The organism is Pseudomonas sp. Lb2C2 (assembly GCF_052112205.1).
Lineage (GTDB): Bacteria > Pseudomonadota > Gammaproteobacteria > Pseudomonadales > Pseudomonadaceae > Aquipseudomonas > Aquipseudomonas kilonensis.
This window is the reverse complement of sequence record NZ_JAUTYW010000013.1, coordinates 80,187-94,602: the sequence shown is the minus strand read 5'-3', so window position 1 is coordinate 94,602 and position 14,416 is coordinate 80,187. Positions and strand designations below refer to the sequence as shown.

Here is a 14,416-nt window from a genome sequence, read left to right as displayed (position 1 = left end):
AAAAGAAAACCCGCTCCCCGAGAGGAGCGAGTGGTGTCGAGCTTAAGCTTGAGTGGCGTACTTGGCCAGGCGAGGATCGCTTTTCAGCACGGCCAGGGTGTTGGTATGCACGTCTTCGGCGGTCACGTCAGCCTTGCTGAAGATCTGCTGGAAGTGCTCGTGGGTCACAGCGGAGAAGTGTGCGCGGTCTTCCGGCGCCACGCCCAGTACCACGGCGTAGGTGGTCAGCGCTTCGCCCTGACCCTTGGCCATGTCTTCGGACAGCTCGTTCATCATGCCATTCATGGCCAGCCAGGACTTGCCACCGTAGGTCAGTGCCGCGTTGGTCGAGCAACCGTTGGTGCCGGATGTCATGCCGAAGGTAGCGTTACCGGAAGTGCCGTTGGTAGTGGATGCCAGGAAGTGTGCTGGAGTGCCACGCTGACCTTCGAACAGCATGTTGCCCCAACCGCAATCCGGGCCGCCCGGCGCCTGAGCCATGGCGTTGATGGATACAGCGGTGAAGAGAGTACCGAGAAGAATCCGTTTCATAGCTATGTTCTCTTTATGTGCATACCGATGGACAGGGTCTGGCACCTCGTTCCTGTTGAGCTAGGCGCCAGTGGGCCGGTTATTGTTCCAGCCGCGCAGTTTGGAGTTTAGGCACGATCCTGGGGTTCCGTGACATTTTGCAAAAACATTACTGGGGATCGCCTGTCTGCTGGGCCCCGCCCGAGGTTTGCCCGTTGACTATGCTTTGGACAGAGGCGCTCCTTGCCAGTCAGGTACAGGCAGCGCCAGAATGCCGCTATCTGCCCCGCCTGATGTAAGGAAGCCCGATGCCTGATCCTGTTGCTGCCAGCTTGCGTCTAGCGCCCGAAGCGCTGACCCGTCCGTTTTCCGCTGAACAGTTCAGCTTCTCTACCACCAATGATCTGGAGCCCTTCCGCGGTGTGCTTGGCCAGGAACGTGCGGTCGAAGCCTTGCAGTTCGGCGTGGCCATGCCGCGCCCCGGTTACAACGTATTCGTCATGGGCGAGCCCGGTACTGGCCGGTTTTCGTTCGTCAAACGCTACCTCAAGGCCGAAGGCAAGCGCCTGCAGACCCCGGCGGACTGGGTCTACGTCAACAACTTCGATGAGCCCCGCGAACCCCGTGCCCTGGAACTGCCGTCAGGCACGGCCGGTGCTTTCATCACCGACATCAACGGCCTGATCGACAACCTGCTGGCGACCTTCCCGGCGGTGTTCGAGCACCCGTCCTACCAGCAGAAGAAAAGCGCCATCGACCGCGCCTTCAACCAGCGCTACGACCGCGCCCTGGATGTGATCGAGCGCCTGGCGCTGGAGAAGGATGTCGCGCTGTACCGTGACAGCAGCAACATCGCCTTCACGCCAATGAGCGAAGGCAAGGCCCTGGATGAAGCGGAATTCGCCCAGTTGCCGGAAGCCGAGCGCGAGCGTTTCCATGAGGACATCTCGGGCCTGGAAGAGCGCTTGAACGAAGAGCTCGCCAGCCTGCCGCAATGGAAGCGTGAGTCCAGCAACCAGTTGCGCCACCTCAACGAAGAAACCATCACCCTGGCCCTGCAACCGTTGCTGGCTCCACTGTCGGAGAAATACGCAGAGAACGCTGCGGTCTGCGGCTACCTGCAGGCCATGCAGGTCTATCTGCTCAAGACCGTGGTCGAGCAATTGGTGGACGACAGCAAGACCGACGCCATCGCCCGCAAGCTGCTGGAGGAGCAGTACGCCCCGAGCCTGGTGGTCGGGCATCCGTTCAGTGGCGGCGCGCCAGTGGTGTTCGAGCCGCACCCGACCTACGACAACCTGTTTGGTCGCATCGAATACAGCACCGACCAGGGCGCGCTCTACACCACCTACCGGCAGTTGCGTCCGGGCGCCTTGCACCGGGCCAACGGCGGTTTCCTGATTCTGGAAGCGGAAAAAATGCTCGGTGAGCCGTTCGTGTGGGATGCGCTCAAGCGTGCCCTGCAATCGCGCAAGCTGAAAATGGAATCGCCGTTGGGTGAGCTGGGTCGGCTGGCCACGGTGACCCTGACGCCGCAGCACATCCCGTTGCAGGTCAAGGTCGTGATCATTGGCGCCCGCCAGCTCTACTACGCCTTGCAGGACCTGGATCCGGACTTTCAGGAAATGTTTCGCGTGCTGGTGGATTTCGACGAAGACATCCCAATGGGCGACGAGAGCCTGGAGCAGTTCGCCCAGTTGCTCAAGACCCGCACTTCGGAAGAGGGCATGGCGCCGCTGACCGCCGACGCGGTGGCGCGCCTGGCGACCTACAGTGCGCGGCTGGCCGAACACCAGGGGCGCTTGTCGGCGCGCATCGGTGACCTGTTCCAACTGGTCAGCGAGGCGGATTTCATTCGCCAACTGGCCGGTGACGAGATGACCGACGCCGGCCACATCGAACGCGCCCTCAAGGCCAAGGCCACCCGTACCGGGCGTGTCTCGGCGCGAATCCTCGACGACATGCTCGCCGGGATCATCCTGATCGACACCGCTGGTGCGGCCGTGGGCAAATGCAACGGGCTGACGGTACTCGAGGTCGGCGACTCTGCGTTTGGTGTACCCGCGCGGATTTCCGCCACGGTGTACCCGGGCGGCAGCGGTATCGTCGACATCGAGCGGGAGGTCAACCTCGGTCAGCCGATCCACTCCAAGGGCGTGATGATTCTGACCGGTTACCTGGGTAGCCGTTATGCCCAGGAGTTCCCGCTGGCGATCTCGGCCAGTATCGCGCTGGAGCAGTCCTACGGTTACGTGGACGGCGACAGCGCGTCCCTGGGCGAGGCGTGTACGCTGATCTCGGCCCTGTCGAAGACGCCGCTCAAGCAGTGCTTCGCCATCACCGGCTCGATCAACCAGTTCGGCGAAGTGCAGGCGGTGGGCGGGGTCAACGAGAAGATCGAAGGCTTCTTCCGCCTCTGCGAAGCCCGTGGGCTGACCGGTGAGCAAGGGGCGATCATTCCCCAGGCCAACGTCGCGACCCTGATGCTCGACGAGAAAGTGCTGGCCGCCGTGCGCGCCGGGCAGTTCCACGTCTATGCCGTGCGCCAGGCCGACGAAGCCCTGAGCCTGCTGGTGGGCGAGCCTGCCGGCGAGCCGGATGAAAACGGCGAGTTCCCGGAGGGCAGCGTCAACGCCCGGGTGGTGGAGCGGCTGCGGGTGATCGCGGAGATGATCAGCGAGGACGACATCAAGGAAGCGGAAAAGGAACTGGCGCAGCAGGCCTTGGCGGAGGCCAAGCCGGCTTGATGTTTTCCTGACCGCAGCTAGCCCCCCCTGTGGGAGCTAGCTTGTGGGAGAACGGCCTGTGGGAGCAAAGCTTGCTCGCGATAGCGTTTGTCCAGTCAACAGAAATCTTGCATGTGACAACCCCATCGCGAGCAAGCTTTGCTCCCACAGGCTTGCTGTCACCATCAATGTTTTGGGGATTATTGCTAAAAAGTGCCACCACTTTGGCGTCAATATTCACACTGTGACCGCTCGGCGTATTCTGGTCTCGAAAGCCCTTGCGACCGGAACTTTTCTTCTATCCTCAGCTCAAGGATAACGAGAGCCATCATCGGATCGAAACAGCCTCTTCCCGAGACTGAAATACCGGATCTACCGAGGGGCGCCGCCATGTCGCGCAACCTTTGCCTCACTCGTCAATGCCTGGGCCTTGTCACCCGTATCGAATGCGCCATCCGCCCCCTGGCGGGAGATACCGGTATGTGGACCTTGCTCTTCGCCGCCGGAATGGCGGGCGAACAACCCTCTGCCATCAAGGCCCAGGGGCCATTTCCCGGCCCGACTGCCGCCGAATCCATCCTCGATACCATTGTGCAAAGCCTGACCTTGCACGGCTATGAGCTGGCCGACGATCCGCAGATCTGGTCCCTGCACATGCAAGCCCAACTGCGTGAAATCAATGGAGGCCGTTGTCGCAATGTCGGCGGTTTCGAATTTCGTCCACTGCATTAAAGGCCATCACCGCACGGACACCGGCAGTAAAGTTTTGACACAAGGGCAGGGACCAGGGAGGGTCCCGGCATTTGTGGGGCAGGTCATGGCTGATATACTCGCCGCGATTTTTCAGCCCTGGTGTGAGATTCAATGGAACGCTTTATCGAAAACGCAATGTACGCCTCCCGTTGGCTGCTGGCGCCGATCTATTTCGGGCTGTCCCTGGGCTTGCTGGCCCTGGCGCTGAAATTCTTCCAGGAAGTCTTTCACGTCATCCCCAACGTGTTTTCCATGGCCGAGTCCGATCTGATCCTGGTGCTGCTGTCGTTGATCGACATGGCGCTGGTGGGCGGCCTGCTGGTGATGGTGATGATTTCCGGCTACGAGAACTTCGTTTCGCAGCTGGATATCGCCGACGACAAGGAAAAACTCAACTGGCTGGGCACCATGGACTCTTCGTCGCTGAAGATGAAAGTCGCTGCCTCGATCGTGGCCATTTCCTCCATCCACCTGCTGCGCATTTTCATGGATGCCAAGAACGTCGATCCCGAGCACCTGATGTGGTACGTGATCATCCACATGACCTTCGTGGTCTCGGCATTTGCCATGGGCTACCTGGACAAACTGACCAAGCACTGAGGTCCGTTCACCGCGCTGGCGCAACGCCCGCCTGTCGAGTTGCAGGCGGGCGTTGTCGTTTTCGGCGGATGGCTTTGGCACAGGGGGCTCGTCACCCGTCGTGGCATCTGTGCTAGTCTGCTCGCCCTTTTGGTTCCGGGCGCTCCGGGAGGCGCTGTGGCACACACGGCAATTCTCGAGCCGTCCGCACAGCGGAGCAGCATCATGTCCGAAGTTAACCTGTCCACCGACGAAACCCGCGTCAGCTACGGTATTGGCCGTCAGTTGGGCGACCAACTGCGCGACAACCCGCCACCGGGCGTGAGCCTGGACGCAATCCTGGCCGGCCTGACCGACGCGTTCGCCGGCAAGCCAAGCCGCGTGGGCCAGGACGAGATGTCCGCCAGCTTCAAGGTCATTCGTGAAATCATGCAAGCCGAAGCCGCTGCCAAGGCTGAAGCCGCCGCTGGCGAAGGCCGTGCGTTCCTGGCCGAAAACGCCAAGCGTGAAGGCATCACCACCCTGGCTTCCGGCCTGCAATTCGAAGTGCTGACCCAAGGTGAAGGCGCCAAGCCGACCCGTGAAGACCAGGTGCGTACCCATTACCACGGCACCCTGATCGACGGCACCGTGTTCGACAGCTCCTACGATCGTGGCCAGCCAGCCGAATTCCCGGTAGGCGGCGTGATCCCAGGCTGGACCGAAGCCCTGCAACTGATGAACGCCGGCAGCAAATGGCGCCTGTACGTGCCGAGCGAACTGGCTTACGGCGCTCAAGGCGTTGGCAGCATTCCACCGCACAGCGTGCTGGTGTTTGACGTCGAGTTGTTGGACGTACTGTAAGACCCTGTCCGGTTTTACTGCCGGACAAAAAACTGTGGGAGCGAGCTTGCTCGCGAAAGCGGAGAGTCAGTCGACATTTTCGTGACTGATACACCGCCATCGCGAGCAAGCTCGCTCCCACAGGGTTAGGTGCTTCATCCGTGGAACCTGCCGCTGAAATCACCCGTCGGGCGCAACGCCCGGGCGTAGCAGAACAGGAACAGATTGCGCACCAGTTCCTTGAGCACCAACGGTTCGCTGGAATTGAGGCTGTTGAGGTCCAGATCCCCCTGGTCCTGCAGCTCGTTCAAGGCTTCTTCTTCAAGCACCGCACAGACTTCCCCGGTTTCCCGATGCAGGATCCTGAGGTAGGGATGTGGGCGGTCCAGCCAGGCATCGATCAAATAAGTCATGGTTCTCATCTCCTTGATGGGGTTCGATGAGAATAATTCTTATTCGCTAAATAGCAAGTCTCTATTGGCGTTGCGATTGTTTTTCTGACGATGGGTTATGGCAGCTCAGGACGGCTGGCACTTGGCTAATGTCCGGGAAATGGGGGCGAAGCGCAGAGGACGAAGCTCCATCCCACACGCGGGGCGTGGGATGGGATACAGCAGAATCAGACTTTTCTGACGAACTCGGATTTGAGTTTCATCGGGCCGATGCCGTCGATCTTGCAGTCGATGTCGTGGTCGCCATCGCACAGGCGGATGTTCTTGACCTTGGTGCCGACCTTGACCACCAGCGACGTGCCCTTGACCTTGAGGTCCTTGATCACGGTGATGGTGTCGCCGTCCTGCAGGACGTTGCCGACCGAATCTTTCTTCACGGTATCGTCGGAAACTGTTTCAGCTTCGCCGCTGGCGGACCATTCGTGGGCACACTCCGGGCAGACCAGTTGAGTACCGTCTTCGTAGGTGTATTCGGAATTGCATTTCGGGCAGGGAGGCAACGTGCTCACTAAGGTTCCTTGGGTATCAGGAGGGTAAAAGGGCGCACATTATATAGGGTTTTCTTACGAGGTGGGGATGCGGGGTCTTTGTGGCGAGGGAGCTTGCTCCCGCTGGGCTGCGAAGCTGCCCCCTTATGGCACTTGCGGTCGCTGCGCAACCGAGCGGGAGCAAGCTCCCTCGCCACAAAAGCTCACCGCTGTCATACCATCAATGGGTACGGGCGACCGCAAACTCGCTTAGCTCCACCAGCGCATCGCGGTATTCGCTGGCCGGCAGGGCGTCGAGGCATTTGATCGCGCGGGCGACGTAGTCCCGGGCCAGGTTCGCGGTGTAGTCCAGCGAGCCGGATGCTTCGACCGCGACACGGATGCTTTCCAGGTCTTCGATCCCGCCTTTCTGGATCGCCTGGCGTACCAGCGCCGCCTGTTCAGGCGTGCCCTCGCGCATGGTGTAGATCAGCGGCAGGGTCGGCTTGCCTTCGGCCAGGTCGTCACCGACGTTCTTGCCCAGGGTCTCGGCGTCGCCCTTGTAGTCGAGCAGGTCGTCCACCAGCTGGAAAGCCACGCCCAGGTGGTCGCCGAAGGTGCGCAGGGCTTCGCTCTGCTCGGCGCTGGCACCGGCCAGGGCCGCGGCGCTGTGGGTCGAGGCTTCGAAGAGCATAGCGGTCTTGCCGCGGATGACTTCCATGTAGGTTTCTTCGGTGGTGCTGGCATCGCGCACCTTGGACAACTGCAGCACTTCGCCTTCGGCGATGATGCGCGTGGCCTGGGACAGGATCTTCATCACCGGCATCGAGCCCAGCTCGACCATCATTTCGAACGAGCGCGAATACAGGAAGTCGCCCACCAGCACGCTGGGAGCATTGCCCCACATGGCGTTGGCGGTCGAACGGCCACGCCGCATGCCGGACATGTCGACCACGTCGTCGTGCAGCAGGGTCGCGGTGTGCAGGAACTCGATGGTGGCGGCCAGCAGGCGCATGTCGTCGCCTTCGCGCCCCAGGGCCTTGCCGCACAACAGCACCAATAAAGGACGCAGGCGTTTACCGCCAGCCGATGTGATGTAGTCGCCGATTTTCGATACCAGCGGCACTCGGGAAGTCAGCTGCTTCTTGATGATGCCGTCGACGGCGCTAAAATCGTCCGCCACCGCGCGGTAGAAAGCTTGGGGTTGCATCAGCGACAGGTGCTCCAGAAGGGTTGCGCGGCATGCTAGGACCCCCACCCAGGCCTGTCAAGGCGCGATGGACGGCTACTTGCAAGGCTGTTGCGCCTTGCGTACAATCGCGCACCCTGAACTTCCTGGGCAGCACCTGCCTTACGCAATTGCATCAGGGCCTTCCAGCCCATGCAGCCATGCCAGCCAATACCTCTTCTTATAAAGCGCTGGGTGAGCAGGATTATCGGAGAAATACCATGTCGTACGCAGTAATTGTTACTGGTGGCAAGCAATACAAGGTCGCCCCAGGTGAATACCTGAAGATCGAAAAACTGGAAATCGCTACCGGCGAATCCGTGACTTTTGATCGCGTTCTGTTGGTCGCCAATGGCGACGACGTGAATATCGGTGCTCCAGTTGTTGCTGGCGCTACCGTTGTGGCTGAAGTGATCTCCCAAGGTCGTCACGATAAAGTCCGCATCATCAAGTTCCGTCGCCGTAAGCACCACATGAAGCGTATGGGCCACCGCCAGTGGTACACCGAGATCAAAATCACCGGTATTCAGGCTTAATTTCAGCCTAATTCCTCACTAGGAGAATTGAACTCATGGCACACAAAAAAGCTGGTGGTAGTACCCGTAACGGTCGCGACTCAGAAGCCAAACGCCTTGGCGTGAAGATGTATGGCGGCCAGAAAATCATTCCGGGCAACATCATCGTGCGTCAGCGCGGCACCCAATTCCACGCCGGTTACGGTGTTGGCATGGGTAAAGATCACACCCTCTTCGCGAAAATCGAAGGCGTGATCAAGTTCGAAGTAAAGGGCGCGTTCAACCGCCGTTACGTGAGCGTTGTCGCAGCTTAATTGCGAGATCGCTGGAAAAGCCCTGTCTTGCGACGGGGCTTTTTCGTTTGTGGGGTGAGTCTCTTGCAAAACTGTTTGTATGGGCTGTCGGCGCTGCGGTTGGGGCGTGTCATCAGGTCGCTGCGCTCATTTTTGCAAGAGTCTTATGTCTTGTTTTTTTGGCTCGTCCGTATGGCGAGAGGCGTGTGTCATGAAGTTTGTTGATGAAGTATCGATTCGAGTAAAGGCCGGCGACGGCGGCAATGGTTGCATGAGTTTCCGTCGGGAAAAGTTCATTGAAAACGGTGGCCCGAACGGCGGTGACGGGGGCGACGGCGGCTCGATCTACATGCTCGCCGACGAAAACCTCAACACCCTGGTGGACTACCGTTACACCCGGCACTTCGATGCCGAGCGTGGCTCCAACGGCGGCAGTACCGACTGCACCGGCAAGAAGGGCGAAGACCTGATCCTGCGCGTGCCAGTCGGCACCACGGTGATCGATTCGGCTACCCAGGAAGTGATTGGCGACCTGACCAAGGCTGGCCAGCGTCTGCTGGTCGCCCATGGCGGTTGGCACGGTCTGGGCAACACCCGTTTCAAATCCAGTACCAACCGTGCGCCGCGCCAGACCACGCCAGGCAAGCCAGGCGAGCAGCGTGACCTGAAGCTGGAAATGAAGGTGCTGGCCGACGTGGGCCTGCTGGGCCTGCCGAACGCCGGTAAAAGTACTTTCATTCGCTCGGTGTCGGCGGCCAAGCCGAAAGTGGCCGATTACCCGTTCACCACCCTGGTGCCGAACCTGGGCGTGGTCAGTGTCGACCGCTGGAAGAGCTTCGTGGTCGCGGACATCCCGGGGCTGATCGAAGGCGCTTCCGATGGCGCCGGCCTGGGGATTCGTTTCCTCAAGCACTTGTCCCGTACCCGCCTGTTGTTGCACCTCGTGGACATGGCGCCGCTGGATGAGACCGATGCCGCCGATGCTGCTGAAGTCATCGTCAGCGAATTGACCAAGTTCAGCCCGGCCCTGGCCGAGCGCGACCGTTGGCTGGTATTGAACAAGTGCGACCAGATCCTTGAAGAAGAGCATGAGGAGCGGGTCAAGGAAATCGTCGATCGCCTGGAGTGGGAAGGTCCGGTCTACGTGATCTCGGCCATCGCCAAAGAAGGCACCGAGCGCCTGTGCCACGACATCATGCGTTACCTGGAAGATCGCGCCGACCGCCTGGCCAACGATCCGGCCTACAAGGAAGAGCTGGCCGAGCTCGACCAGCGCATCGAAGACGAGGCCCGTGCCCAGTTGCAGGCGCTGGACGATCAGCGTGCCCTGCGTCGCAGTGGCGTCAAGTCGGTCCATGACATCGGTGACGACGATTGGGACGAAGAAGATGTGGATGACGAGGACGGTCCGGAAATCATCTACGTCCGCGACTGATCTTGTGCTGATGCCACTCAGTTGAGGCTAAGGCCTATGTGAGCGAATCTGTGGGAGCAAAGCTTGCTCGCGATAGCGATTTTACAGCCAGCAAAGGTGTTGGATGTGACGGCGTCATCGCGAGCAAGCTTTGCTCCCACAAGCTCGCCCCCCCACAGGGATTCTCAGGTGGCTGGCATGGGGCAGGTTTAACTGGTCCAGTGCGGTGTTATCATCGCAACCAGCCGGTTTCCAAGGCGCCGCTCATTCGAGCGGCGTTTTGGTATCTGTAAAACGCAAATACGAATAATCCCATGGGCGGCGCTGGGTCGCGTCGTTCGCTGGCAAAGGTTGAAGATGATGCGGAGCAAGGTGACGGGTGCGCAGCGCTGGGTCGTGAAGATCGGCAGCGCACTGCTGACGGCGGATGGCAAGGGCCTGGATCGCCAGGCAATGGCGGTGTGGGTCGAGCAGATGGTGGCCTTGCATGAGGCTGGCGTCGAGCTGGTATTGGTCTCTTCCGGGGCTGTGGCAGCCGGTATGAGCCGCCTGGGCTGGACGTCGCGACCCAGCGCGATGCATGAGCTGCAGGCTGCCGCCGCCATCGGCCAGATGGGCCTGGTGCAGGCTTGGGAGTCGAGCTTCGCCGAGCACGGTCGCCACACGGCGCAGATCCTGCTGACCCACGATGACCTGTCCGACCGCAAGCGCTACCTCAATGCCCGCAGTACTTTGCGCGCGTTGGTGGAGCTGAAAGTCATCCCGGTGATCAACGAGAACGACACGGTGGTCACCGACGAGATCCGTTTCGGCGATAACGACACCCTGGCCGCGCTGGTGGCGAACCTGGTGGAGGCGGATCTGCTGGTGATTCTCACGGATCGCGACGGCATGTTCGATGCCGATCCACGCAACAATCCCGACGCCAAGCTGATCTACGAAGCCCGCGCCGACGATCCGGCGCTGGACGCAGTGGCCGGTGGTACCGGCGGTGCGCTGGGTCGTGGCGGCATGCAGACCAAGCTGCGTGCTGCGCGTCTGGCTGCGCGCTCGGGGGCTCACACCATCATTGTCGGTGGTCGCCTGGAGCGGGTGCTGGACCGTCTGAAAGCTGGCGAGCGCATCGGCACCTTGCTCTCCCCGGAGCGCGGCATGTTGGCGGCGCGCAAGCAGTGGCTGGCTGGGCATCTGCAGACCCGTGGCACCTTGGTGCTGGACGCTGGCGCGGTGGCGGCCCTGTCCCAAGGCAACAAAAGCCTGCTGCCAGTGGGTGTGAAGCTGGTCCAGGGCAGCTTCCGTCGGGGCGAAATGGTGGTGTGCGTGGCCCCGGACGGTCGTGAGATCGCCCGTGGCCTGGCCAACTACAGCGCGCTGGAAGCGCAGAAAATCATCGGTCAGTCGTCTGATGCGATTGTCGGTCTGTTGGGTTACATGGCGGAGCCTGAGCTGGTTCACCGTGACAACCTGATCCTCGTCTAAGGAAAAATCATGGGTTTGGCAAAAGGATTGATCGGCTTGCTGCTGGCGGTGCCGCTGCTGGCTTCGGCTGAAGAAATTGGCCAAGTGTCGACGGTGTTCAAGTTTGTCGGGCCCAATGACCGGATTGTGGTCGAGGCGTTCGACGATCCCAAGGTGGATGGCGTGACCTGTTACCTGTCCCGGGCCAAGACCGGCGGCGTAAAAGGCGGCCTGGGCCTGGCCGAGGATCGTGCCGAAGCGTCCATTGCCTGTCGCCAGGTCGGGCCTATCAGCTTCAAGGGTGAGCTCAAGGACGGCGAAGAGGTGTTCCGCGAGCGCACTTCGCTGGTGTTCAAGACCATGCAAGTGGTGCGATTCCTCGACAAGAAGCGCAATACGCTGGTGTACCTGGTCTACAGCGATCGCGTGATCGAGGGCAGTCCGCAGAACGCGGTGACGGCTATTCCGATCTTGCCTTGGCGTTAAGTATCGGATGACGAGCGAGCCGATCGGCTCGCTTTTTTAATTTCCATGGATGTGTTGTGCTTTTGGCGCGAAGGGATTCGTATGCGTGCGTTTTTGCTGCTGTTTGTATTGGGTTGTTCGGTGTCGGCCGGGGCCTTGGCCGAGCCGTTTTATAGCGAAAAACCCCTGGTCCATCCTCTGATAAAAACCTCCCAGGAGAGTGGGGCGACGCTGGCATTTATCCGCGAGGCCGAGGGTGTCGTAGGTTACTCATGCCTGTGTGATTCGCCGGATGGCGTCCCGCACGTGCTCGACCGGTATGGCGATGCCAGTGTCGAGTCGGTGTTCTACGCCAGCCTCGACAGTGATCTCCAGACGTTGGTCGTGCTGTCACGGGCAAAGGGGCGGTACGCCCTTCATGGTTATCGCTTCGTACCGTCCACCGGTATGTATCGCCGGCTTGAGACGCTTCAGCCGGTATTGGATCGTATCGCCGCTGATCGCAAGGTCCTCACTGCCGCGCTGGTCCAGAAAGAGCTGGGCAAGTTGCCGCCCTACGATTACAGCGCTGTGTTGCCCAAGACCGGTATCGCCGAGTTCGACACGCTGGAGCCTGCGAGTGGCACGCTGGTGGGGTACTTCGGCGTCGACGGTGTCCCGGCGTCAGTGGGGCAGCCACCAGAGGATCCTCATCGCGACACCTACAAAAAGACTTTCCAGCAGCGCGAAGGGCGCTGGCTCACGCTGACTTATGAGCGCGTGCAGCCTCAGGACGAGGATGTGGGCGCCGCCTATCGTGTCAGCAGGATGGCTTGGGAAGCCGATCCGGCGGTGTACCAGGGCTCCGAGGATGGGGCTTGGGCGGCCTTGGGCAATGGGCGGCTCTGGGCGCTGGGTGTCTATGTCCAGGGCAGGAGGTCGGGCAAGTGGGCGGAATTTGATGAGTCGGGCTACGCGTCCACCGGCGCCTATGTGAATGGGCTGCGCCAGGGGCCGTGGGTCGTCAGTGACGAGGGCACGGTTTCCAAGGGCATGATCGTCGATGACTTCTATGAGGGGCGCTGGACGATCGAGGTGCGCGACGATGAGGGGCAGATGTCCGGCTTCGATACTTACAAGCATGGTGATTTCGACGGGCCTTCCGAGCGCGTGCGTCATGGGGAGGTTGTCCAGCGCGGCGATTTCGTGGCGGGGCAGCAGCACGGGGACTGGATAATGCCCTGGGGTGAGGGGCGTTATGTGCAGGGCGTCCGGGAAGGCCGTTGGACCTTGAGAGTGGACGGCGGTGGTGTCCGGACTGTGGATTTTGTTGCCGACAAGATGCAAGGCGAATTGCGCGAAGTGGATGCCGCAGGTGTGTTGCGGCTCGTCGAGCATTACCGCGCGGGTGTCCTGGATGGCTTGAAAGAAATCTACGCGGCCAATGGCAAGCTCACCTATTCGGCCAACTATGCCAACGGTCAGATCGAGGGGCGGGCGCTGACCTACACCGATGACGGTGCTGTGCTGCTTTCGGATATCTCGTGGCGCCACGGTTCGCGAGAGGGCGCCTTTCGTCTCTATCACCCCAATGGCCAGCCCGATACGGTGGCAACGTACGAGGGGGATGAGCCGATTGGCAACGTGCAGTCATTTGATGCGACTGGGGTGCTGATCGCGGACAGGAACTATTGCCACGTGCCTGATGGGAAATACACCCGTATCAAGCTTTGCGGCAAGCAGCGTGGGGCTTTCAACAACGGGCATTTCGACTCGGAGAGTGATTACCTGTTCGGCAATGAGCAAAGTGCCCGTCACACCCGGGATGGGCGCAAGGTCCGGGAGGTGCTGTTGGGGCCTGATGATCGCGTGACTCGTAACGAGTACTACCCCAATGGCCAGTTGAAGTTCTCTGAAGCCAAGCAGGGCTTTCGGTTGATAACGGTCGAAGGGCGTGAATACAAGGACTACTCGTACGCCAAGCGCGAAGGTGAGGCGGTCTACTATTACCCGACGGGTGTGGTTGAGCGCCGCATGACCTTCAAGGGCGACAAGATAGTGGGTTGCTACACCGGCTACGACGAGGCGGGCGTGCAGAATTTCCCGCCGCCGGGAGGTTGTCCTCCGCCGAAGCCGGTGGTTTTCAATTTTGGGGAGTAAGGCTTCTGCTGGGGAATGCGGGTTCATTAAACTGGAAATCGCCGCAGATCCAAGTGTGGGAGCGAGCTTGCTCGCGATGATGGCGGCACAGTCACCATCGCCGTCATCTGGCCCACCGCCATCGCGAGCAAGCTCGCTCTCACAGGGGATTTGTGTTGGGCACTTAATTTATGCCTGCTGAAGATCCAGTGTGGGAGGGGGGGCTGGTTAGGGTTAAATTGCAGGCAATAAAAAACCGACCCTGAGGTCGGTTTTTTAACGAGCGCGTCGCTTAGGCAGCAGCGGCAACGTTCAGGGCCTTTACGTGGCCATTCAAACGGCTCTTATGGCGAGCAGCCTTGTTCTTGTGGATGATGCCTTTATCGGCCATGCGGTCGATAACTGGCACAGCCAGAACGTAAGCAGCTTGAGCTTTTTCAGCGTCTTTTGCGTCGATGGCCTTAACTACGTTCTTGATGTAGGTACGGACCATGGAACGCAGGCTGGCGTTGTGGCTGCGACGCTTCTCAGCCTGTTTTGCACGTTTTTTGGCGGAAGGTGTGTTGGCCACCGTCGAGCTCCTCGAAAGACTTTTTGGGAAATAGCAAACAAAATA

Annotated in this window: 15 protein-coding genes; 10 read left to right on the top strand and 5 right to left on the bottom strand. The window is 60.4% G+C overall.

Going from position 1 to position 14,416, the window contains the following annotated elements; translation table 11 throughout:
• Window positions 1-42 precede the first annotated feature (42 nt).
• Window positions 43-531 (bottom strand): DUF3015 domain-containing protein, encoded by a 489-nt coding sequence (locus Q7F16_RS29580; protein ID WP_003185616.1) that lies wholly within the window; start codon window positions 529-531, stop codon window positions 43-45.
• A 287-nt stretch (window positions 532-818) separates the two neighbouring features.
• Here Q7F16_RS29580 and Q7F16_RS29575 point away from each other — a divergent pair, with 287 nt between their 5' ends.
• From Q7F16_RS29575 to Q7F16_RS29560, 4 genes are all read left to right on the top strand, one after another.
• Window positions 819-3,257, top strand: coding sequence for a Lon protease family protein (locus Q7F16_RS29575; RefSeq protein WP_014340288.1), 2,439 nt, complete (start codon window positions 819-821; stop codon window positions 3,255-3,257).
• Between the two features lie 369 nt (window positions 3,258-3,626).
• Window positions 3,627-3,968 carry a PA4575 family protein gene (locus Q7F16_RS29570; protein ID WP_013694243.1) on the top strand — a complete coding sequence of 114 codons (342 nt, stop codon included), beginning with the start codon at window positions 3,627-3,629 and terminating at the stop codon, window positions 3,966-3,968.
• Between the two features lie 132 nt (window positions 3,969-4,100).
• On the top strand, window positions 4,101-4,589 hold the full coding sequence (locus Q7F16_RS29565; RefSeq protein WP_014340287.1) for a TIGR00645 family protein: 489 nt from the start codon (window positions 4,101-4,103) through the stop codon (window positions 4,587-4,589).
• A 204-nt stretch (window positions 4,590-4,793) separates the two neighbouring features.
• Window positions 4,794-5,411, top strand: a complete 618-nt coding sequence (locus Q7F16_RS29560; protein WP_003205746.1) for an FKBP-type peptidyl-prolyl cis-trans isomerase — start codon at window positions 4,794-4,796, stop codon at window positions 5,409-5,411.
• Between the two features lie 134 nt (window positions 5,412-5,545).
• Here the strand turns inward: Q7F16_RS29560 and Q7F16_RS29555 are convergent, their stop codons facing one another.
• From Q7F16_RS29555 to Q7F16_RS29545, 3 genes are all read right to left on the bottom strand, one after another.
• On the bottom strand, window positions 5,546-5,803 hold the full coding sequence (locus Q7F16_RS29555) for a PA4570 family protein (RefSeq protein ID WP_003205743.1): 258 nt from the start codon (window positions 5,801-5,803) through the stop codon (window positions 5,546-5,548).
• A gap of 206 nt (window positions 5,804-6,009) precedes the next feature.
• Window positions 6,010-6,351 (bottom strand): zinc ribbon domain-containing protein YjdM, encoded by a 342-nt coding sequence (locus Q7F16_RS29550; protein WP_003205741.1) that lies wholly within the window; start codon window positions 6,349-6,351, stop codon window positions 6,010-6,012.
• 199 nt (window positions 6,352-6,550) lie between these two features.
• On the bottom strand, window positions 6,551-7,519 hold the full coding sequence (locus Q7F16_RS29545; protein WP_003205740.1) for a polyprenyl synthetase family protein: 969 nt from the start codon (window positions 7,517-7,519) through the stop codon (window positions 6,551-6,553).
• 239 nt (window positions 7,520-7,758) lie between these two features.
• On the opposite strand from Q7F16_RS29545, the gene rplU reads away from it, so the two are divergent.
• The 6 genes from rplU to Q7F16_RS29515 all read left to right on the top strand — a co-directional run bounded on the left by rplU (window position 7,759) and on the right by Q7F16_RS29515 (window position 13,821).
• Entirely contained in the window at window positions 7,759-8,073 is a 315-nt protein-coding gene (gene rplU / locus Q7F16_RS29540; protein WP_003176051.1) for a 50S ribosomal protein L21, read from the top strand.
• 35 nt (window positions 8,074-8,108) lie between these two features.
• Window positions 8,109-8,366: a 50S ribosomal protein L27 gene (rpmA, locus tag Q7F16_RS29535; protein WP_003176049.1), complete on the top strand. Its 258-nt coding sequence runs from the start codon at window positions 8,109-8,111 to the stop codon at window positions 8,364-8,366.
• A 190-nt stretch (window positions 8,367-8,556) separates the two neighbouring features.
• Window positions 8,557-9,780, top strand: coding sequence for an Obg family GTPase CgtA (gene cgtA, locus Q7F16_RS29530; RefSeq protein ID WP_046065057.1), 1,224 nt, complete (start codon window positions 8,557-8,559; stop codon window positions 9,778-9,780).
• 339 nt (window positions 9,781-10,119) lie between these two features.
• Window positions 10,120-11,238, top strand: coding sequence for a glutamate 5-kinase (gene proB / locus Q7F16_RS29525; protein ID WP_003205734.1), 1,119 nt, complete (start codon window positions 10,120-10,122; stop codon window positions 11,236-11,238).
• 9 nt (window positions 11,239-11,247) lie between these two features.
• Window positions 11,248-11,703 (top strand): CreA family protein, encoded by a 456-nt coding sequence (locus Q7F16_RS29520; protein WP_003205733.1) that lies wholly within the window; start codon window positions 11,248-11,250, stop codon window positions 11,701-11,703.
• An 81-nt stretch (window positions 11,704-11,784) separates the two neighbouring features.
• Complete coding sequence (locus tag Q7F16_RS29515) at window positions 11,785-13,821, top strand: toxin-antitoxin system YwqK family antitoxin (protein ID WP_409557049.1); 2,037 nt, start codon at window positions 11,785-11,787, stop codon at window positions 13,819-13,821.
• A gap of 271 nt (window positions 13,822-14,092) precedes the next feature.
• Here the strand turns inward: Q7F16_RS29515 and rpsT are convergent, their stop codons facing one another.
• Window positions 14,093-14,371, bottom strand: a complete 279-nt coding sequence (gene rpsT / locus Q7F16_RS29510) for a 30S ribosomal protein S20 (RefSeq protein ID WP_003185593.1) — start codon at window positions 14,369-14,371, stop codon at window positions 14,093-14,095.
• Window positions 14,372-14,416: the final 45 nt, after the last annotated feature.